Consider the following 18,531-nt stretch of genomic DNA (forward strand, 5'->3'; position numbering starts at 1 on the left):
CGACAGCTCACCGCCTTCCTCCCTCTCCCCTCTCTGCCGCTTCGAGCGCCCCGGCCCAGTCCTTGTAGCCCACCGGGTAATCGACCTGGATGACACGACTGTCGGATGCGAAGCGGGTAATGCTTCGCGCGACCGCACGGCGTCCGGGGAGATCATTATCGCCCGCGAGGATCAGCTTTGTGACGCTGTCAGGGATCGTCACGAGATCGAGCCGGCGCGATCCGAGCGTTGCCCAGCAAGGTAGTCCGCGGATCCGGGACCAGGCCCGCGCCGTCTCGAATCCTTCGGCCAGGCCAATGGTCGCACTAAGTCCGCCGCCCCGCCATGCCCCGGTACCAAGCGTGCCGAGTGTCGCCTTCTGAGAATAGCCTCCATCGGGCTTCAGGAAGATGCGCTGAAAGGCGACCAGGCGTTGTGCTTCACGGACCCCGACCAGCAGTGCCGGCTCGAACACCGTCATCGGTCTGGGACCCAGGGGGCACCGGGGGTGGAAGCGGACGTCGGTCGGCACCGGCAACAGCCCCCGCGAGGCGAGGTAGCGCTCCGCCAGGTTACCAGAGACACTTACCGCCTCGTTCCACAGCCGGTCGATATTGGCCGTACCCTTTGCCTGGGCCGGAACAGGCGGTTCATACCGCCGCCCGATCGGTATCCGGTCCAGTTCACGCAGGATATCGCCGGCGTCGCACCCCGCAAAGCAGGTCACCAGCAGACCGCGGTCACCCTGCCTGATCGAGAGGCTGGGCGTGCCGTCGGCATGCGCAGGGCACCGACACATTGCACTGTTCCCGTGCCAAGTGCCGCCAAGCGCGCCGACCAGATCGACGAGGTGCTGGGATGGTCGATTGGCGATGATAGCCATATCCCATACCCCTTAGCGCGCACCGGCAGGGACGCCGGCGATCGCGTAGAAGGTCTTTTCACGATCGAAGTAGCTGGCGATCTCCTCGACAGCCGCTTCCGGGTCAGATGGCAGGTCGCATCCGGTTTTCTTCGTCACATAGGCGGCCAGAGCCTTTTTGGCGGACATCTCGCTCGGATGGAAATCCAGGACGTCCTTGGCGCCGTGGTCCCTTATGAAAAGGACGTACTTGGTCATGGCTACAGGCCTCGTGCTGAAGGCTGCCTTTCCGGCCGCCCTGGGGTGGAAGGTTAAGGCCGCTTTCCGCGACCCTTTTCTTAGCCTCCCTCTCCACTCCATTTTTTTGACGGACCAAGTGGCGCACCGTCTCATTTACCAGCTGCTAAAATCTCGCTGCTAAGCTGCTCTTGGAACTAGAATCATTCTGCGTAGGTTTGTCGACCGCGCTCGTTTTCATTCGAGGTGTCGATGAACCAGTTTTCGCAGGTCGAGATTGCCAACTGGATCGCAATTTATTTGGCAGCGGCTATGTGCTGCGCAATCGCCATGGCTATGTCAGTCTCCGTGACGGTCCACGGTTTGTACCGTGACAAGGCATGGGAAGATGTTCGTAGTGTTCGTGGAGCCGTACTTTTCCTGCCGAGGGCGTGGTGGCGCTGGCAAAAGCTGTATCTATTGTCGACACCGGTAACGCTTGGAATCGTTAGTTATTTCGCTGCGACGATGACTTGGAGCTGATCGCTCAAATATCCAGGACCCGAAGCAGTTTGGTCGACGCAGAATCCTGATCCATTTCGGACCTATCTAGCGTCACGAGATCACCCAGGACCGCCATGCGAGGGTGCGTCACCGCCTTGGCAGCTTCGTACTCGTCGCTGTCAAATCCCATGGCCTCCACAACCACCGTCCGCAATTCCCCCGTCATTCGCGACCTCGCCTCCAGGACGAAGTCCGGCCGGCAGGGGCCATTTGGTGTCATTGAATCGAAGAGCGGCTTGTTGATTGCCATGTCTACACCCCGGGCATGCAACACGCGCTGGGTATCGAGGATCGCGCGTAGCGCCTTGCGCTCGAAGTCGGACTCGACAGGCACGAACATACGTCCGTTGTAGATCGGCTGCGCATAGGCGCGCAGGGGCGCATAACCGCGCGCCTCGGGATATTCGCCAGCGACGACAAGGACGATGTACGGTCCGCTGATGTGGTTACCCCGGATCGAGGGCGATTGGACGCGCGTCGCGATGTTGACCGGTTCACCGTCAGGCACATGGATTTCATTGCCTTTGATCGCCTTTGCGTAGAGCGCCACGAAGCCTTGCGGAGCATGCGTCTTGGGCCACTTCGGCGCCAGTGCGCGTAGTGTGCCATAGACCGTGTTCGTCTCGAGGGGGCGCGCGTGTGTCCAGAATGCCCTGGCCAGCTCGACGCCCGGCGCGATCTCGATCTTGGCGGCCGCACGGCCGAGCGATGCAAACTCTTCCCTGATGGACCATTCGTAGCCCATACCCAACGGGGCAATCGTATTGCAGCCGGCGCTGTCGAGCAAGCGCCATAGGAGGCGCGCGAGCCGCGGGGTCGAGGCGTTGCGGGTCCGATCGTCGAGACTGTCGTCCTCAGGCCGCTGTGCGAGCTTCTCCGGCGCTGGTCGCAAGACCTCGAAAAAGCCTGAAGGTGGATCGGTCGGGGTGTTGTGGGACCTAACTTCCGTGATGCGATTGGTGGCTTGGTCGCGGAAGAAGGGGCAATCGGAGCGGTGCTCCGGCCGCTTGGTGCTGGTCAACCGGCGCAAATAGTAGGTTTCGGCCTCGGAGAGGTAAGCCGGCGTCAGGATGGGCGGGGCCTTACCCGGTCCCAGACAGTCGCAGGCGATCCAGCGGTGTCCGATCCGGGCATTCTGGACGAGCGTCACGCCAGCTTGTTCGTCGTGGAACGAGCCGTCGCCGACATACCAGCGTACCAGCGCCTCATGCAGGGGTGCCGGCAGCGGGATCCGATCCCCGCTGTTTCCATCGGTATCGCGGTGGATCAACCACATGTTCGAGTGACCTTCAGGCGCTGATTGGGACCAGTTTCGGCAGGTCTGAAGGTCTTGACAAGCACAAACCGCTTGATCTCAACTCTAGGATATCAAGATCATTGGGGGTTTTCCGTGCGTTATCCACTCACTGCTGCTGGCCTTTGCGCCGCCTTGATCGTCAGTTCGCAAGCCGGTGCCGCTCCAAAGGGGTCAGCATTCCGGAAGGTTCAGCTGATCTCGATGACGGGGAGCCTGCCGACCGAAGCCACGAGTTCTTTGCCCGGGATCCCACCATCAGCGGTAATAGTCGAGCCGTCACCGCTGCCGGACGCCTTTCAGGTCCATGATCTTAGTCGCCGCTACGTGCAGTTCCGCATGCAGCAGGAGATCGCTGCAGTGGCGGTAACCCCGGTGGGTTCTCCTATTATGAGTGGCGAGCCCACGGGTGTTGCCGCGTTTTCATCGATCCAGGTTCCGGGCTGGCTCCGCGGGGGGATCGCCGCCCAGCCCGTCTATTTCAAGCCCGGTTGCGCTCCGCTGTCCTATCGTCCGTCAGGGTTTCTTGCACGGAGTGCGGAGACGCGTCGCGCCGCCTACTATGGGATGATGAGCGCGGTGGCCTGCGAGCATGGTATCCCGACCGGTTTGTTCGATGCGATGATTATCCGCGAGAGCGGGTACAATCCGATCGCCACATCGACGGCGAACGCCTACGGCCTCGCGCAGCTAATGCCGGGGACGGCGGTTGGTCTCGGCGTCGATCGGTATGATCCGCTGCAGAACATGCGTGGTGGTGCCCGTTATCTTCGGCAGCAGCTTGATCGTTTCGGCCAAGTTCACCTGGCGCTGGCCGCCTATAACGCAGGTCCAGGTCGCGTGCACGGCGGCATGGTCCCGCGCATCACCGAAACACAGGCTTACGTCTCAGCCATTATCGCGAACTGGTCGCGGCTGACATCGCCAACTCGCTCGCCTTCCCCGATCTATAATCGGTCAGCGGGCTATACCAAGGTCGCCGCGATGCAGCGCTTCTAAGCAGAAATTGACCTCTGCCTAGGCTTCATGCGAACCGATGTAGTGACAGATTTACGGCGACGACCAAGCGAGTCTGTTCGTTCGCCGGATACGACCTCGATCAAGCTGACGTCATACTCTGGTAGCCGGTTTTCTGCTTCAATGCTCTTGAGAAGCTGCTTTAGCCGTTTCATGGGACCCATAGAACCAATTTTGTGATGAAGCTCCTCAAGATTGATGTCGATTGGACCAGCTTCGCAGTAACAATGGGCAATTTCGTAAAGACGACGTTCGATTGCACCCAAACGAAAATAGTCATGGTGATAATGGTAGATCCGCTGATCACGTTTGATTGCGCGGTATAGCCAATTGCATGGGCGGACGCGCACATAGCGAAGGACTTCGTCCCCGTTCGCCATTTTCTCGTACTCGACCTGCGCCTCGGACAGCCACGAGAACCAGCCCCGGTCGATTTTTGATCCGGTCTCGATATTCGTCTTTATCTGAGTGCCTTGAAGGCGTTCCAGCGCTTCACCAAACCGCCGGTAATCGCGTACCGACGGTCGCTCGACTCCAGTGATGCGAAAAAAGTCATGAGCTGAAAAAGTCACGTCCTCATCTGAGGTCTGGCCGTCAGCTATCGCCTGCGCAACGAGGGAGGCAACATACAGAAGGATTTCCTTGTCCCACATTGTCGCAACACCGGTTGCGCTTGGCCGGATTTGAATGGTCACCTGGTCATGCTTGTACTCGATAGGCTCAAGGTGCGCGTTCTTCGAAAGCACGAAGAACGGGTAGTCCATGATGCTCCGCTCGCCACGGACTTTTCCGTGAAGCGGGCTGTCCATGTCGAACAGTGAAATCTGCCGCGCTATCGCTGGTGATTTCGCCATCATCGATCCCCTTTGCAATACACCCCCTTCTTATCATTCTATCCTCTAGAATCACCCCTAGTCGGACATAGGGTAACTGAAAGCACGAGCTTTGGCGGTTCAATCGGTCGCGATCGCCGGATCTCGTCAGGGTACAACGAATGGAGACGCTAGGCCTCGTGCTTTCGGTTACCCTATCCTCACTCACAGCAATGCCGGCCCGACCCGACTTCCAGACCTCAGCGCCGTCGCCAAAAGCTGGCCTACGGATCGAAGGTCTGAGCTGCTCGATAGCGATCGGACTGGTTGCCTTTTGGCGTGGTCCTTCAGGCCATGAAAAGTCCGCCCCAAGTTCAGTTTTCCCGAGGCGGCGTTCTTATTCATGCCGCGAAGATACGCTCCGGGGCGATCGACATCGCCTCGAACGTGTTTATGGGCCGTCGCGATAACCGAGGCTGCCGCGCCCTTCTGACCCATTAGTCGACAAGCCTCACGCCAAACATTGGCTGGGATTGCAGCCTGGGCAATGAGCCTCTCGGCGTCACCGATGATAATACCCCATGTCATTTGTTCGGGAGGACACGAAATGAACTCGGGAGCCACGGCGGCAATAAAGCTCGGATCAACGCCGTGGTGGGCTAGGTCCGCCTCAACTTCACTTTGCGGCTCGTTGTTACGGACGTCGTAGCCTCGCTCACTACTGTTTCTCGCCAAGCCTCTACAGTATGTTGCTTTAGCAATGGGTGGTTGTTTTGTAGTTGTATAGTGGGTGTCGTTTAAGACGCCCGAGGGTGAATCTTTTACCGGTTCCCGTTCCTCGTTATCCCTCCCCGAAACCGTCCTAATGCGCTCATCGAGCGCTGCCGCATGACCTTCCAGCTTTGAAACACACGCCTGGAGCAGACGTTCATCCCGAACCTTCCGCATCTGGTGAGTAGCCAACTGAGTGCTTTCGATGATGCCGGTTGCATCGACACCTCCGATCTCCTCGTCGATGATAAGCTGCACCAGGCTGCTGATGCGGCGGCGGGCTGCGGTAAGACGCTTTCGAAGAACATTTATGCGCAAGTCCGCCTCTGTCCCCTCGTCAGCTATGCGGACGAATTCATCGTAGCGCACGCCAAGCGGGCTAAGATCTATCCCGTAAGCATAGATCAGCCGGCCGTCTTTTCCTCTTGCTCCGATACGCTTGCCATTGGCGCTGTCGCGGTGTGCAACCAGACCCCACCGCGTTGCACTGTTCAGCAGCTTTTGAAGCTGCCGAATACCAATTCCAAGCTTTTGACTGAGCGTTTCGTTAGAGGGAAAGACAATCGGGCGCTGTCCCTCACTCCAGTCTACCTCCCGCGACCAACTCATCAGTGTGTCAACCGCATGCACAAGGCGAGATGGTACACCAATATAGGGAGCCGCACGTTTAAAAGCTGTTAGAACATGCCGATGACTTACGCGTTCGGGAAGCCCGGAAAAGCCTTCAGCGATCCGTCCAGTCGATGCTGTGCGTTCGTCTACTCGCCGATGGCCAGCCCCTGGAGCGAAGGTAATAGAATTCATTCGGAGAACCCCCTTTGGATTTCCGTGCGGACGCAGAAGTCCGTGGCGCGCTAGGCACGCATTCCCGCTGCATCATCGTAATTTGGCTATGCCGCTGTTGTTACGCGGCACTTTCGAAATTCCGAAAGCTCCGACCTATTGCCGGGCTTTTCTTCTTTGCACGGCATTCCCTCAATTAGGTTTCGCGAGGCCAAGCGACCTCGAGATCGCCTCCCGTGATTCCGGACTCGGCGATAGCGACAGCCTAAACGGCAGCGGCATGGGAAGTCGCTCGCGTTGGCTCGTGCTTTCGGTTTCTTTGACGAGGAAATTCTCGTGCTTTCAGTTTCCGTATGTCGGACGCACCAAAAAAAGGGCGTCATAAGATAGAGTAACTGAAAGCACGAGAGGCACGTCGTCACACGACGCGCCCCTCCCTTGCCGAGAGTAGCAGCTTAGAGTATCGCTCGTGCTTTCAGTTACCCTATCTCACTGAGTCCGCGAGAGGGGGGAAACGGTGCCATCCCGGCATAACCAAACGAGCCATTCGGGACCCGTTATTCCTCCCCAAACTCGTCGAGCCGTTTGGACCGGCGCCTACCGATTTTTTGGTATTCCACCTCTATGGCTCGTACTATCAGCTCTTGAGCAGCTTCGCCGTGCTCAGGTCGAACATCGTCAAAACCGAGACCGTCAACATGCCTTACAACGGTAATGATCTGCTCAGGAAGACCGGTCACGACGCCGAGTACCATTGATATGACCTTCAGGAGGTCTCTAAGTTCGACTCCCGCCTCGTTTTTTTGGAGCAGATCCTGAGCATACATTGCTTCGATTTTGCTGATGCCCAATGCCTCGAGGATAGCTGCTATCTCAGGCATCTTGAGAGCGACACGCTTTTCGACCTTACGGTGAAGCCCGTCATGGAGACGGCTCCGACCGATTTTTGTCAATGTCGCCAGTTCCCTGACGCTTACCCGTGAAAGGTCCATCCTGGCTAGGATGTAATCCTCTAATTCGAAACTCGGAATTGCCCCCGCTGGGTTTTCCGCCCAACTTCGCGTCGCTTCGCCCATCGCCATTCTCCCGGCTGATGGCTTATGGGTAGACTCACCAAATCGTAAAAGGCAACCCTAAAGCTGGGTCGAAACAAGTGGTTATGGCCGTTTAGGTCGCAACGGGATGACGTTCGCATCTTTCTTCTTCAGGGAAACGCGATAATTTTCGGCCTCAGAAGCGGAAAGCCCAAGCTTTGTGAGAACCTCCGTAGCATTCCGTTCAACAATGAGATCAAAAAGTATCAGCGATACAGCGTCAGCTAAGAGAACTTTTTGCCCGAGTGCCTCACCAAGCGAGAGTGCAGCTGCCTCAATCGTGCTGGCGCTCGTCTCTAGGATAGAGAAGTCAATCTCGACCTCCCCCTCGCTCGATATTATGCGAAGATGGTTTCGCATGTCCTCAGCGTCATAGCTATCCACCAAGTGGGAAGCACGCTCGGCGCGTTCGTCTATGACCATAGGCAAAGAATAATACGAACGATGCTTGTTCGACAGAAGTCTGACACCTTCGGTGGTCAGCCGGAAATAGTGATCCGAGACGGAAATATAAAACGCCTTTTCAGCCGTCACTTTGGTCAACCTTCAATCCCGGGTCGACTCCGGACCCTTGCATACTCATAAAAGGCGAAAACCGCATTATGCAGCGTAACAGCTAAACCAGTTACGATCTGGATGCCAAACTAGATGACCGGGTATCCCAAAACAGGCCGCCCGCGTTTTTCGGGCAGGTGCCCTGAAATTCCGGGCGGGCGCCCGGCCCAGTCGGGCAACGTGATTCGCAAAAGGCAAGATCGACCCAGAATGTTGAGAAATGCATAAGCGTTAGCAATGTTCCGACGATTTCCGTTTGCGACTGAAGATTGCTGCCGGCCAATCTCCTCTTGGGCGCGCTGAACAGCGCTCGATCGAAGGAGACTCCTTATCATGAAGACCACGTTCAAGATCGGCCGTCGCGCCGAGACGACCGCCCTGGCGGTCATTGGTGCGGCAGCAGCAGCCGCTGTTCTCGCTTCGCCGGCATTCGCCGGTGCAGACGCTACGTTCAACACGGCACTCAATGCCTTCACCGGCTTCCTCGAGGGTTCGGGCGGCAAGATCATCACCGTCCTGTCGCTCGCTGGCGGCGTCGTCGGCCTGGCCTCGGGCCGCTTCTCGCTCGCCCAGGTCGCGATCCCGGTCGGTGTGGGCGTCGGCGCCGGTACCGGCATTCCGATCGTCACCTCGACCGTCACCGCCACCATCTGAACCGACCCGGTGCCGGCGTTGATAGCAGCTTCGCCGGCACCGTCTTTGAAGGTGGCGTGATGTCAGCCGATAAGTACGTGATCCCATCGCACCTCGACGATCCTGAGCTGATCGGATTCTGGACGCTCGACGAGTTCCTCGCGATGGTTATCCCCTTCACTTGGGGGATCCTGTCCCAACACATCGTCATCGGGATCGGCTTAGCCGTCCTAGGCTGGTGGGCCCTTAGGAGGGCAAAGGCGGGACGGGCAACGTCGTGGCTGATTCATCTGGCGTATTGGCATCTGCCAGGCGGCTTCCCGTCGCTGCGCGCCACGCCACCTTCCTACCTCCGACTAATGGTGGGCTGACATGGATTTTTCCTACCAGCACGCGCAAAGCCAGCGCGTCCTTCGCCAGCGTAATGTCCTCGGTATAGCCGCACTCGTTCTTGCCGGTTTTGTTGCACTCCTGCTCCTCATGTCGGCGACACGTAGCCGCGAAATCGTGCTGCAGCCTGTTCTTGGCTCGCCGGTCACGCTGTCCACGTCGGGTGTCCCGCGCGAGTATCTGGAGCTTGTGACCCGCGACACGGCCGTGCTGACGCTTAACCGCACGCCGAGCAGCCTCGACTATTGGATGAAGTCGGTTCTCGCGATCGTCTCGCCCAAGTCGCAGGGCAAGATCAAAGCCGACCTTCTCAAGATCGTTGATGAGCAGCGTGGCTCCAGCATGTCGCAGTATTTCACGCTCGACGGCATGGAGATCGACCCCAAGGCGCTCCAGTCGACCGTCACGGGCACGCTTAACACGGTCATCGGTCAGAAGATCGTTTCCTCCGAGCAGCGTACCTTTGTCTACGACTGGGAATATGCCGGCATGACCCTGAAGCTTGTCGGCTTCAGCATGGTCCAGCCCAAGACCCGTCCGGGAGCCATGATGTGACCCCAATCTATGCCATCGGCAGCGCCGCGCTCGGCACTGCCCTCTCCAGCCGCAACTTTTGCTGGCTGAGCCGCATCGCCGGTGCCGCTCTAATTGCCGTGGCGATCTTCGTCTTTGCGGCCCCCGCCTTCGCGGCTGGCGACCAAACGCTAATGGCCGACGACGGTGCGCAGGTATCCTGCAACGCGTCCGCCAAGGATCTCACCCGGATCAGCCTTGTCGGTGACGAGTTCGCTGGTGTGTCCAAGATCAATACCGGCAACCCCTCGGACGACTTCTCCGTCGTCAACGAGCCGGTCCGGGGCGACATCTACCTGTCGGTCCCGGAGGGCTTCGGTCGCCAACTCCTGTCGTTCTTCGGCACCAGCAAGCGCGGCTACGTCTACAAGTTCCAGTGCCGGATCAGCGGCGACCAGGCGGTGCAGGTGTTCGTCTCGAACCCCGCGATCGCCAAAGCCGACGCTGCGGAAGCCGGTACGACCACCAAAATTGCACAAACCTCTTCGCCGCAAGAGGCCGCTGTAACGCTGGTGCAGGCGATGTACGCCAACAAGACGGTCGACGGCTTTGAGATGCGTCAGCGCTCGCTCAAGCCCGTCTATGTCGGCGACCTCAAGGTTCAGATGATCGCTGAATATCGCGGCGACGCCCTCACCGGCCGCGTCCTGCGCATCGAAAACAAGGGCACCAAGGAGACCGTGCTGACCGAAGCCAGCGTGGCGCCATCGAGCGCTCTCGCGGTGTCGATCGCCGAACCCAAGCTCGCGCCGGGTCGGGTCACGACCGCTTACCTCGTCTCGCGGAACGGAAACTAAGCCATGGGCATCAAAGATATCTTCTCTCGCGAGCGTAAGCCGCTCGACGCTCCTGAAGTCGTTGACGGCGACGGTGTATCCCCGATCGCCTCGGAACTGGATGGCAACGTCGAGACCCGCAAGAAGCAGCAGATGAAGCTCGCGGCCGGCTGCGGCGTGGTCCTCGTGGCCTCGTCGTTCTGGATCTTTGGCGGTGACGACGCGGTCAAGAAAATCGATCCCGACAGCGCGGACAAGAAGACGGTTTCGGTCAGCGACATGACCAACAAGACCAAGTCCGAGCAGGAGTGGATGGCGCAGTCGGAGAACCGTTTCCAGTCGAACGAAAACCAGCTGAAAGGTGTCGAGGGCACCAACGCTCGCGTCGCGCAGCTAGCCGAGCAGCTCGACGCGATGCGCGCGCAGAACCAGTCGATGTCGAGCGATGGCCAGCGCGTCGTATCCGCCTATCAGGCCGAAAACGATCAGTTGCGTCGCCAGGTCAACGAGCGTGCCGCAGCGCCTGCCCCGATGCCCGGGCCGCAGGCAATGTACGGCCTTGGTAGCGCCGCCCTCTACGGTCGCTCCGGCGCGGCAGGCGCTACTCCCGGTCCGGACCTTCCACCTACGCGCATAAGTGAAGTGAAGATGGTCTCGTTTGGCTCCGCCGACGCCGGTAATGCCTCGAAGGTTTCGAAGGGCAGCACGGTCTACACCGACAGTCCGAACTACCTTCCACCCAACAGCTTTGCTAGCGCCAAGGTCATCGTCGGTGTCGATGCCGCAGCCGGCACCAACAGCCAAACTGATCCTTTGCCCGTCGTCCTTCGAGTCACCGGCCCCGCGCGGTCGGTGCTGCAGAACGGCAAGCTGCTCACGACGAAAATCCAGGGCTGCCTCATCAACGGTGCGGCGCGCGCAGAACTTTCGAGTGAGAAGGTCTACGTAAAGCTGCAGAAGATGACCTGCCCGCAACCGGGCGGTCGCTATGCCGTATCTGAGGTAAAGGGTTTCATCGCGTTCGGCGGCAAGACTGGCGTTCGTGGCCGCGTCGTCAGCCGAGAGGGCTCACTGGCGATGCAAGCCTTCTTCGCCGGCCTGGTCGGCGGGGCGGGCTCAGCGCTCAACTCGGCCTTTAGCATGCCGGTCATCAACACCGCTGCCGGAAACGGCAGTATCAACCAGACGCCTAATCTCGGCAACGTCGGGCTTCGTGCCCTTGGCGGCGGTGCGTCAGAGACAGGCAAGGACGTCTCGAAGTACCTGATCGAGCGTGCCGAGCAGTACCAGCCGGTTATCGAAATGCCGACCGGCGTCGACGTCGAAATCGTCTTCCTGGAGGGTGTTTATGTTCGGAACTAATAGCACCGCCGACAGAGGTCTGACCGTTGGTCGGGTGCTGGTCCTTCTTTTGGTCGTCGCAGCGTTCGTTGCTGCCGCGATCGGCGCGAAGGCCGCCTATGCCGCGCTTCGTCCGGCAGACGCATCGGTGATCGCCCTCCTGAAGGCCCGCCTGCCCAAGACGCAGGTCAGCAAGGTCGATTGCGCGATCGTCGATGGCCTCTGCGAAGTGACGGCTGGCAGCAACCTGTTCTACGTCGATCGCTCGGGACGCTACCTCGTCATCGGCCGGGTCTACGACATGGAGACCCGTCAGGATCTGACCGCGACCCGTCTTCTCGAGATCAATCCCGACACGCTGATCGGCGGTGCTGCCAAAGCCAATAATGCAGCCGACAGCGGTGAACCGCCGATCGCCAAGGCGGTCGGTGCCGGCACGCAGCCCACGGCGCCGACAACCCCTTCACGAATTTCGCTCGACGGTCTCCCCAAGGATGGCGCGATCGTGTGGGGCAACCAGTCGGGCAAGACGGTTACGGTCTTCAGTGACTTTCGCTGTGGTTACTGCCGCGCGCTATCGAACACGCTGCGCTCGATGAACGTCAGGGTGGTCGAACGTCCGATCTCGGTACTGGGCAGCCGCGACCTCGCCAACCAGGTCTATTGCGCCAAGAACCGCGAGACCGCGCTTCATCAGGCCTATGCTGGCGAGCCACTGCGCAACGCCGCCACCTGCGACACCTCGGGCCTCGATGCCAATGAGCGCTTTGCCCGGTCGCATAGCCTGAACGGAACGCCCGTCATCGTCCGCGCCGATGGCGCGATGATCGAGGGCTATCGTCCCAAGGAAGCACTCGCTTCCTTCATCGCTGGAGGCCGGTCGTGAACAAGGTCCACGTTTGTCTCGCTGTCGTCCTAGCGTCTGTCACCATGATGACCGGCTGCACGACGATGGGCGGGAACATCAAGGGTAACTTCTCTTGCATGGCACCCGACGGAATCTGTGCGCCCAGCTCCACGATCGATGATCGCGCACTGGCGATGATTGCGGGCGAGGAAGGCGATCGCATGATTACGCCAGCTAGCCCGTACAGCGCGCCGCAAAGCGCCGGCCGCGGTTTCGATACCGCTGCCGCTGCCGCTGCGCCTGCGCGTAGCCAGGAACGCGTGCTTCGCATCGTCTTCCCGGCGCAGATCGACGGTGCCGGTCGCCTGCACGAACAGACTGCGGTCCATGCCGTCGTCGAGCGCGGCGAATGGCAGCGCGCGCTCGCGAGCAACGCTGTCGCGACGACGCCAGCACAGGTTCAGGCGGCAACGGGCGGCGACACGCTGCTTGCAGCTGTCGACCGTGCCGATCCTCCCGTCATGATGGAGGATTCCTCCGTTGCTGATCCGGACATGCCGAGCGCGGCAGCTGTTGCTGCAGCACGGGTCCAGGCCGATCCGGTCGGTGACATCAAGGACCAGGTCGCGCGTCGCCTCTCGAAGACGCCGCGCCGCCTTTCAGTGTCACCCTCCGCTCTCCGCACTCCTACCGCTTTGACCTATGGCTCGAAGCAAGCGGCCCCCACGACAAACACGCCGGTCGCGGTCGGCATGACCACCAACGCCAAGCCTCTCCCGTCACCCGCGCCTGTCCGCCCGGCCGTCACGTCCACCTCGGCACTCACGGTGCCGAAGTATGCAACCCCGGCTGGTCGCACCGCGATCGCCGCAGTCGGCGCCAACCCTGCCATCCGTGCAGGTCTTGCTCGCGCCGAGCCTGAAGCGCGGGAGGCGGCAAAGAGTGCGAACCCGCTGCCGGTGCTGCGCGCGTCCTCGTTCCCCGGAGTTGTCCAGTGAGCATCTTCAAAGGTCTGCTTGCCACGCTCCTCGGCGACTCCGCCAAGCCCGAGAACGGCCGTCCGGACTCTGCTGTCCCGCGGTTTGTGCATTGGCTGCCCTACCGTAGCTATGATCCGAAGACACAGATCTACTACAACAGCGCCTCGCGCGGGTTCTTCCTCGAGGCGACGCCGATGATCGGCGCAACCGAGCAAAGCCACGAGATGCTGGCCCAGCTGCTGTCTGAGGGCATTCCCACGCCGGGTGCTCTGCAAGTGCATGGCTGGATGAGTCCGCGCATCAGCGAGAAGCTCTCACAGTGGTACATGCCGCGCTATTCCGCGTCGGGCATCTACGAGCGCATGGCGCGGCACCGTACCGAGTATTTGATGGGCGGCGTCTGGAACTCGTTGTCGGCATCGGCTCCCTTTTGCCTGCGCAATCACCGCCTCGGCCTGTCCTACTCGACCCCAGAGTCGAGCCGCGTCTCGAACGAGGAAATTACCTCGGTCATGGAGGGGCTGATCTCGGCGCTGGAGTCGCTCGGCGTCCATGCGCGGGCCGTCGACCCAAGGGGCCTCATCTCGTGGATCGATGACATCACCTCGCCGACGACGGCGCCCGGTGACGACACGATCACCTACAATCCGTTCGACCCGATCGCCGACCAGGCAGTGCGCCACGATCTGGAGATGAAGATCGAGCCGGACCGTATTCTGCTGCGCACCGAGCGGTTCCGGCCTACCGGCAAGACCGTCGAGCACGCGCCCGAGATTGGTGAGATCTACCCGGACACGTTCGACGTGCGCTCCTTCTCAGTGCGCAACCTGCCGCAGCGCTGGGCGCCGTGGGACATGGCCAAGCTGATCGGCGACATGTTCGCCGACAAATTGCGCATGCCCTGCCCCGTGTCGACCAACCTGTGCCTCGACTTCCCTGACGCCGAAGCCTCCGGGCAGCGCGCCGGCCGCAAGTTCATGCGCACCACCAGTCTCGCCGACAGCAAGTCCGCTCGCATGCTGCCACAGCTGAAGGACCAGTCCGAAGAGTGGCGTTTCGTGAAGGACGAGCTGCGCCAAGGCCGCAAGCTGGTGCAGGCGTTCTACTCGGTCACCTCGTTCAGCCCGAAGGGCAAGGGCGACGCGAATGAGCGTATCCTGAAGTCGGTGTATCGTGCCGCGGGCTGGGACCTGCTCGATGATCGCTATCTGCAGATCCAGGGCCTGCTCGCCGCGATGCCGATGACGATGGCCAACGGCTTGTCGTTCGACCTCAAGAACATGAAGCGGCTGCGCACCGTCCTCACCACGACGGCGGCTAGCCTCATGCCGCTCCAAGGCGAATATCTGGGCGGCAACAACCCGCACCTGATGCTGATTGGTCGGCGCGGCCAGCCCTTCTTCTGGTCGCCATTCGAGAACACGGCGGGCAACCATAACGTTGCGGTTTTCGGCAAGTCGGGCTCGGGCAAGTCGGTCGCATTGCAAGAGCTTTGTTCCTCGATGGTCGGCGCCGGTGCCAAGGTCGTCGTGATCGATGACGGCCGGTCATTCGAGCATTCCTGCAAGCTGCAAGGCGGTGCGTTCGTCGAGTTCACGATGTCGTCGGGCTTCTGCATCAACCCGTTCTCGATGATCGATCCGGTGTTGGCGGAGACCGATGAGGATTACCTCATGGACTGCTTCGCCATGCTGAAATCGATCGTGAACCAGATGGCGCGGCACATCGACAAGCTCGACGATACCGAGCGCGGCCTGATCGATGGCGCGATCAACAAGGTCTGGGCCGAGAAAGGCCGGCAGGGCTCGGTCAACGACGTCATCGCAGCGCTCGACGAAACCACAAACCCGCTCGCCATCAATCTCGCGATCGCGATGCGCCCCTTCTCGACCAACGGCACCTATGGCCGCTTCTTCGAGGGCGAGGTGTCCTTCCAGCTCAAGAACAACCTGACGGTGTTCGAACTGTCGGATCTGTCATCGCGCGAGGAGCTTCGTTCGGTCGCCCTGACGGCGATCATGTTCATGGCATCACAGGCGATGCGACGCGAGGACCGCTCGGTCCCCAAGGCGCTGCTGCTCGATGAGGCGTGGCAGATGCTCAAGGGCGGCTCGATGGCCGACTTCATCGAAGCCTATGCCCGTACCTGCCGCAAATACGGCGCGTCGCTGGTGACCGCCACGCAGAGCCTCAACGACTATTACAAGTCGGACGGATCCAAGGCTGCGCTGGAGAACAGCGACTGGTTCGTCATCCTGCAGCAGAAGGCGGAGACGATCGCGGACTTCAAGAAGCACGATCGCTTCGAGATGGACGACTACACCGACGCGCTGCTCCGCTCGTTGAAGCGCAACGGCTCCGAATATTCCGACGTGATGATCAAGGGCCCGGAGACGCTGGCAGTCGGCCGGCTCGTCCTCGATCCTTATTCAGCGACGGTCTACTCGTCGTCGCCACGCACGTTTGCGGCGATCCATGACCTGCTCGCGCAGGGTCTGACGATGGAAGAGGCGATCGAGCGGGTCGCTTACCCCGACAACCCCGAGAAATGGACCGATCCGGGCGCCGATGACGCGCTGGCGATCGCAGCGGAGTGACCACCATGGCAACCGTTCTTCAGCCCCTCCACGTCGAGCGCAAGGTCGACTACGGCTATTTTCTTTATTTCGGACTGCACTTCGCGGGCTTTCTGGCCACGACGCTGCTGATGACGTGGGGCTTCTTCGTCCTGTTCTTCCTGCTCATCGGTAGCTTCTCGCTCGATGGCATGATGAACCATCTGCAGAACATGACCAGCCGCTACCTCGCAGCGGACGCTGGCCGGATCGACCAGTTCAAGATGATCGTCGGCATCGTCCATATGGTCATCACCGGCGCGATCATCTTCTTTCGCCGTCACGCCATTTTGCCGCGTGACGCTGCTCGCCGGGAGCACCGCGCATGACTGAGACGATCACCACACCCACGGCCGAACCCATGGCCTCGCCTGTCGCTGTGACGGTTCGGCGCAAGACGGTGTTCGCCGGCTACACCGCCGCGCAGCTGTTGATTGCTGCCGCCCTCGTCCTGGCGCTGGTCTGGGCGATGTGGGTCACCAAGGTTGTGACCGCTGAGAAGCCGCAGCACATCGTCAAGGCAGACCTGTCCCGGATCGTTGGCGAGTATGTACAGGCGCAAGCCCGCAGCGCGACCCCGCCCGACCAGGTCCAGGCGCAAATGCGCACATTCATGGCATCGCTCGACACCGAGTTGCAGCGTCGCGGTGCGGCTGGCCAGGTCATTCTCGTCGGCGAGGCTGTGCTGTCCAAGAGCGTGCCCGACATCACCGCCGACGTCGCGAGAGCCGTTTACGCGTCTGGCGTAAAGACACCGATGCCCGCGACGCCCGCGCAGATGGGTTCGATGATGCAGGGTCAGGTGCCTGCCGCGCCAGCGATCGCGCCTGTGGAAATGGCGCAGGCCGCACCCGTTCCCGCCGCGCCGAACCCCTTTGCCGCAGTGCCTGCCCCCGCGACTGCGCAGGACGTCGCACCGGTTGACCCGTCGGTTGCCGGTGCCATGGTCTCGAGCTTTGGTGGTCCCGGTGGCCAGTAAGGCAATTGCGGCGCCAGCAGTGGCTGAGGGCTTCCGTCCCCGCAAACGCCTCTGGGCAGCGCTTGGCCTGTTCGTCGCCGGTGGGATATCGTTGAACGCGATCGCCGAGTGGCGGGACACGCACGGGCTCCTGATCAACGCGTCGGAATCGCTGCCGAACTGGGCATTCGTCATCCACAAGACGGCAGTGCCGAAGCGTGGCGAATACGTCTTTTTCGTGCCGCCTGCCGTGCCGCTCGTCATCAAGCATTTCGGTGCGAAGAAGCAGATGTTCGGCAAGATCGTCTACGGCATGCCGGGTGATACCGTCGTGCACCGCGGCGCGGATGTGTTCGTCGCCGGCAAGCTCGTCAGCCACATGAAGCCTTTCACCAAACTGGGTGAGCCGCTGGTGGCCGGCCCGACGGGCGTGATCCCGCAGGGCTGCTACTATGTCGGCAGCCCGCACAAGGACGGTTTCGACAGCCGCTATGCCGCGATCGGCTACGCCTGCTCGAACAAGATCGTTGGCGTCGGGGACCCAATCCTGTGAGGACCGCCCTCGATCTCTGTGTGATGTTCGCGGTCAGCGCACTTCTGACCTCCTCCGTTGCGATCGCCAGTGACCACGGCGTCGTCGGCCAGGCCTTTCCGATCATCGAGCCAGATTTGCTGACGACGATCGAGGCCCGCCTGCAGCGTCTCCAAGCCACCGGCGGGATCGACCGCATGAACGCGGAGTTCGCCAAGCGGTCCGAGGCGCGCGTGCGTCGGCCGAAGCCCGTCGCCGGTATCACCGCGGCAACGGAGCCACGCAGCTGGGCCTATGATCCCACGATCGTCATCGAGCGGGACGTGCAGGACCAGAAGGGCAATTACATCGCTCGTGCCGGCCAGACCGTGAACCCGCTCGATTTCGTGGCGGTCCATCAGGCGCTTGTGTTCGTCGACGGCGATGACGCCGCACAGATGGAATGGGCGACGTCGCAGTACAGCGACCTGAAAGCCAAGATCATCCTCGTGAACGGCTCGCCGATCGAGGAGATGACCAACCGCAAGCGGCGCTTCTACTTCGATCAGGAAGGTCGGCTCACCGGCAAACTCGGCATTCGGCACACCCCGGCCGTTGCCGTTCAGAATGGCCGCGTCCTGAAGCTCTCCGAAATCAAGCTGAAGGGAATAAGCTGATGCCGTTGTGGCTCGACCTCCTGCGCACGCCGATGGCGGCCCCTGAAACCGACGACCTGCGCACCATGCGCCGGACCTTCCAGGTACTCTGCGTCCTGTCGGGTATCGGTGTGATCGCAATCTCGCCGCTCGTTGCCCTGTTCGGGCGCCCCGCCTCGTTCGTCGTGGCGGCGATCCTGGCCACGACGGCGTTACATACCGCGCTCTACGTCTTCCGGAAGAACCGCGCCGACAACGCCTTCCTCGACGCCGCACGGTCGTCGGAGGAGCACGCGTGAAGCTC

General features: G+C 60.9%; 22 protein-coding genes. 15 read left to right on the forward strand and 7 right to left on the reverse strand.

From position 1 onward, the window contains the following. Window positions 1-7 precede the first annotated feature (7 nt). Together J4O76_RS21270 and J4O76_RS21275 are read right to left on the reverse strand one after the other, a co-directional pair. Entirely contained in the window at window positions 8-862 is an 855-nt protein-coding gene (locus J4O76_RS21270) for a DUF7146 domain-containing protein (protein ID WP_426284063.1), read from the reverse strand. 12 nt (window positions 863-874) lie between these two features. Further along, window positions 875-1,099, reverse strand: coding sequence for a hypothetical protein (locus tag J4O76_RS21275; protein WP_426284064.1), 225 nt, complete (start codon window positions 1,097-1,099; stop codon window positions 875-877). Window positions 1,100-1,330: 231 nt separating this feature from the next. On the opposite strand from J4O76_RS21275, the gene J4O76_RS21280 reads away from it, so the two are divergent. Next, window positions 1,331-1,600: a hypothetical protein gene (locus tag J4O76_RS21280; RefSeq protein WP_426284065.1), complete on the forward strand. Its 270-nt coding sequence runs from the start codon at window positions 1,331-1,333 to the stop codon at window positions 1,598-1,600. Between the two features lie 4 nt (window positions 1,601-1,604). Here J4O76_RS21280 and J4O76_RS21285 read toward each other — a convergent pair whose 3' ends face one another. Beyond that, window positions 1,605-2,897, reverse strand: coding sequence for a hypothetical protein (locus tag J4O76_RS21285; protein ID WP_426284066.1), 1,293 nt, complete (start codon window positions 2,895-2,897; stop codon window positions 1,605-1,607). Window positions 2,898-3,254: 357 nt separating this feature from the next. Between J4O76_RS21285 and J4O76_RS21290 the strand changes: the two genes are divergently transcribed. After that, entirely contained in the window at window positions 3,255-3,914 is a 660-nt protein-coding gene (locus J4O76_RS21290; RefSeq protein ID WP_426284067.1) for a lytic transglycosylase domain-containing protein, read from the forward strand. On the opposite strand, the gene J4O76_RS21295 is transcribed toward J4O76_RS21290, so the two are convergent. The 4 genes from J4O76_RS21295 to J4O76_RS21310 all read right to left on the reverse strand — a co-directional run bounded on the left by J4O76_RS21295 (window position 3,911) and on the right by J4O76_RS21310 (window position 7,935). Next, window positions 3,911-4,789 (reverse strand): replication initiator protein A, encoded by an 879-nt coding sequence (locus tag J4O76_RS21295; RefSeq protein WP_426284068.1) that lies wholly within the window; start codon window positions 4,787-4,789, stop codon window positions 3,911-3,913. The genes J4O76_RS21290 and J4O76_RS21295 overlap by 4 nt on opposite strands. Window positions 4,790-4,969: 180 nt before the next feature. Then, window positions 4,970-6,319: a plasmid replication protein RepC gene (gene repC / locus J4O76_RS21300; RefSeq protein WP_426284069.1), complete on the reverse strand. Its 1,350-nt coding sequence runs from the start codon at window positions 6,317-6,319 to the stop codon at window positions 4,970-4,972. A 536-nt stretch (window positions 6,320-6,855) separates the two neighbouring features. Further along, the gene (locus J4O76_RS21305; protein ID WP_426284070.1) at window positions 6,856-7,374 is read right to left on the reverse strand and encodes a hypothetical protein; all 519 of its coding nucleotides are present in this window, start codon (window positions 7,372-7,374) and stop codon (window positions 6,856-6,858) included. A gap of 81 nt (window positions 7,375-7,455) precedes the next feature. Next, window positions 7,456-7,935, reverse strand: coding sequence for a hypothetical protein (locus J4O76_RS21310; protein WP_426284071.1), 480 nt, complete (start codon window positions 7,933-7,935; stop codon window positions 7,456-7,458). A gap of 345 nt (window positions 7,936-8,280) precedes the next feature. Here J4O76_RS21310 and J4O76_RS21315 point away from each other — a divergent pair, with 345 nt between their 5' ends. Genes J4O76_RS21315 through J4O76_RS21375 form a run of 13 tightly spaced genes read left to right on the forward strand, consistent with a single transcriptional unit; the run spans window position 8,281 to window position 18,526 of the window. Beyond that, window positions 8,281-8,601, forward strand: a complete 321-nt coding sequence (locus J4O76_RS21315; RefSeq protein WP_426284072.1) for a TrbC/VirB2 family protein — start codon at window positions 8,281-8,283, stop codon at window positions 8,599-8,601. Window positions 8,602-8,660: 59 nt separating this feature from the next. Then, window positions 8,661-8,951, forward strand: a complete 291-nt coding sequence (gene traL, locus J4O76_RS21320) for a type IV conjugative transfer system protein TraL (RefSeq protein WP_031439148.1) — start codon at window positions 8,661-8,663, stop codon at window positions 8,949-8,951. Window position 8,952: 1 nt separating this feature from the next. Then, window positions 8,953-9,525, forward strand: coding sequence for a type IV conjugative transfer system protein TraE (locus J4O76_RS21325; protein ID WP_426284073.1), 573 nt, complete (start codon window positions 8,953-8,955; stop codon window positions 9,523-9,525). Continuing rightward, window positions 9,522-10,340, forward strand: coding sequence for a type-F conjugative transfer system secretin TraK (locus J4O76_RS21330; RefSeq protein WP_426284074.1), 819 nt, complete (start codon window positions 9,522-9,524; stop codon window positions 10,338-10,340). The genes J4O76_RS21325 and J4O76_RS21330 overlap by 4 nt, the downstream gene beginning before the upstream one ends. A 3-nt stretch (window positions 10,341-10,343) precedes the next feature. Beyond that, window positions 10,344-11,681 (forward strand): TraB/VirB10 family protein, encoded by a 1,338-nt coding sequence (locus tag J4O76_RS21335; RefSeq protein ID WP_426284075.1) that lies wholly within the window; start codon window positions 10,344-10,346, stop codon window positions 11,679-11,681. Next, entirely contained in the window at window positions 11,668-12,546 is an 879-nt protein-coding gene (locus J4O76_RS21340) for a DsbC family protein (RefSeq protein WP_426284076.1), read from the forward strand. The genes J4O76_RS21335 and J4O76_RS21340 overlap by 14 nt, the downstream gene beginning before the upstream one ends. Window positions 12,547-12,590: 44 nt before the next feature. Continuing rightward, on the forward strand, window positions 12,591-13,505 hold the full coding sequence (locus tag J4O76_RS21345; RefSeq protein ID WP_426284077.1) for a TraV family lipoprotein: 915 nt from the start codon (window positions 12,591-12,593) through the stop codon (window positions 13,503-13,505). Beyond that, the gene (traC, locus tag J4O76_RS21350; protein WP_426284078.1) at window positions 13,502-16,084 is read left to right on the forward strand and encodes a type IV secretion system protein TraC; all 2,583 of its coding nucleotides are present in this window, start codon (window positions 13,502-13,504) and stop codon (window positions 16,082-16,084) included. The genes J4O76_RS21345 and traC overlap by 4 nt, the downstream gene beginning before the upstream one ends. Window positions 16,085-16,089: 5 nt before the next feature. Beyond that, window positions 16,090-16,431 (forward strand): hypothetical protein, encoded by a 342-nt coding sequence (locus tag J4O76_RS21355; protein WP_426284079.1) that lies wholly within the window; start codon window positions 16,090-16,092, stop codon window positions 16,429-16,431. After that, window positions 16,428-17,081, forward strand: a complete 654-nt coding sequence (locus J4O76_RS21360) for a TrbI F-type domain-containing protein (RefSeq protein ID WP_426284080.1) — start codon at window positions 16,428-16,430, stop codon at window positions 17,079-17,081. Before J4O76_RS21355 ends, J4O76_RS21360 begins: the two co-directional genes overlap by 4 nt. Beyond that, window positions 17,071-17,613 carry a S26 family signal peptidase gene (locus J4O76_RS21365; protein WP_426284081.1) on the forward strand — a complete coding sequence of 181 codons (543 nt, stop codon included), beginning with the start codon at window positions 17,071-17,073 and terminating at the stop codon, window positions 17,611-17,613. The genes J4O76_RS21360 and J4O76_RS21365 overlap by 11 nt, the downstream gene beginning before the upstream one ends. A 23-nt stretch (window positions 17,614-17,636) precedes the next feature. Next, entirely contained in the window at window positions 17,637-18,248 is a 612-nt protein-coding gene (gene traW, locus J4O76_RS21370) for a type-F conjugative transfer system protein TraW (RefSeq protein WP_426284082.1), read from the forward strand. Next, a complete protein-coding gene (locus J4O76_RS21375) occupies window positions 18,248-18,526 on the forward strand; it encodes a hypothetical protein (protein WP_426284083.1) in 279 nt (92 codons plus the stop codon). Before traW ends, J4O76_RS21375 begins: the two co-directional genes overlap by 1 nt. Window positions 18,527-18,531 lie beyond the last annotated feature (5 nt).

Origin of the sequence: Sphingomonas sp. NFX23, from assembly GCF_049887795.1 — a bacterium.
GTDB lineage: Bacteria > Pseudomonadota > Alphaproteobacteria > Sphingomonadales > Sphingomonadaceae > Sphingomonas.

Bases quoted from the DNA above. Each gene is read 5' to 3' on its own strand.
- J4O76_RS21275 (WP_426284064.1), bottom strand. From the start codon at position 1,099: ATGACCAAGTACGTCCTTTTCATAAGGGACCACGGCGCCAAGGACGTC.
- traW (WP_426284082.1), top strand. From the start codon at position 17,637: ATGTTCGCGGTCAGCGCACTTCTGACCTCCTCCGTTGCGATCGCCAGT.
- J4O76_RS21305 (WP_426284070.1), bottom strand. From the start codon at position 7,374: ATGGGCGAAGCGACGCGAAGTTGGGCGGAAAACCCAGCGGGGGCAATT.
- J4O76_RS21335 (WP_426284075.1), top strand. From the start codon at position 10,344: ATGGGCATCAAAGATATCTTCTCTCGCGAGCGTAAGCCGCTCGACGCT.
- J4O76_RS21290 (WP_426284067.1), top strand. From the start codon at position 3,255: ATGCAGCAGGAGATCGCTGCAGTGGCGGTAACCCCGGTGGGTTCTCCT.
- J4O76_RS21340 (WP_426284076.1), top strand. From the start codon at position 11,668: ATGTTCGGAACTAATAGCACCGCCGACAGAGGTCTGACCGTTGGTCGG.
- J4O76_RS21355 (WP_426284079.1), top strand. From the start codon at position 16,090: ATGGCAACCGTTCTTCAGCCCCTCCACGTCGAGCGCAAGGTCGACTAC.
- J4O76_RS21375 (WP_426284083.1), top strand. From the start codon at position 18,248: ATGCCGTTGTGGCTCGACCTCCTGCGCACGCCGATGGCGGCCCCTGAA.
- J4O76_RS21360 (WP_426284080.1), top strand. From the start codon at position 16,428: ATGACTGAGACGATCACCACACCCACGGCCGAACCCATGGCCTCGCCT.
- J4O76_RS21280 (WP_426284065.1), top strand. From the start codon at position 1,331: ATGAACCAGTTTTCGCAGGTCGAGATTGCCAACTGGATCGCAATTTAT.
- J4O76_RS21325 (WP_426284073.1), top strand. From the start codon at position 8,953: ATGGATTTTTCCTACCAGCACGCGCAAAGCCAGCGCGTCCTTCGCCAG.
- repC (WP_426284069.1), bottom strand. From the start codon at position 6,319: ATGAATTCTATTACCTTCGCTCCAGGGGCTGGCCATCGGCGAGTAGAC.
- J4O76_RS21315 (WP_426284072.1), top strand. From the start codon at position 8,281: ATGAAGACCACGTTCAAGATCGGCCGTCGCGCCGAGACGACCGCCCTG.
- J4O76_RS21345 (WP_426284077.1), top strand. From the start codon at position 12,591: ATGATGACCGGCTGCACGACGATGGGCGGGAACATCAAGGGTAACTTC.
- J4O76_RS21270 (WP_426284063.1), bottom strand. From the start codon at position 862: ATGGCTATCATCGCCAATCGACCATCCCAGCACCTCGTCGATCTGGTC.
- J4O76_RS21295 (WP_426284068.1), bottom strand. From the start codon at position 4,789: ATGATGGCGAAATCACCAGCGATAGCGCGGCAGATTTCACTGTTCGAC.
- J4O76_RS21285 (WP_426284066.1), bottom strand. From the start codon at position 2,897: ATGTGGTTGATCCACCGCGATACCGATGGAAACAGCGGGGATCGGATC.
- traL (WP_031439148.1), top strand. From the start codon at position 8,661: ATGTCAGCCGATAAGTACGTGATCCCATCGCACCTCGACGATCCTGAG.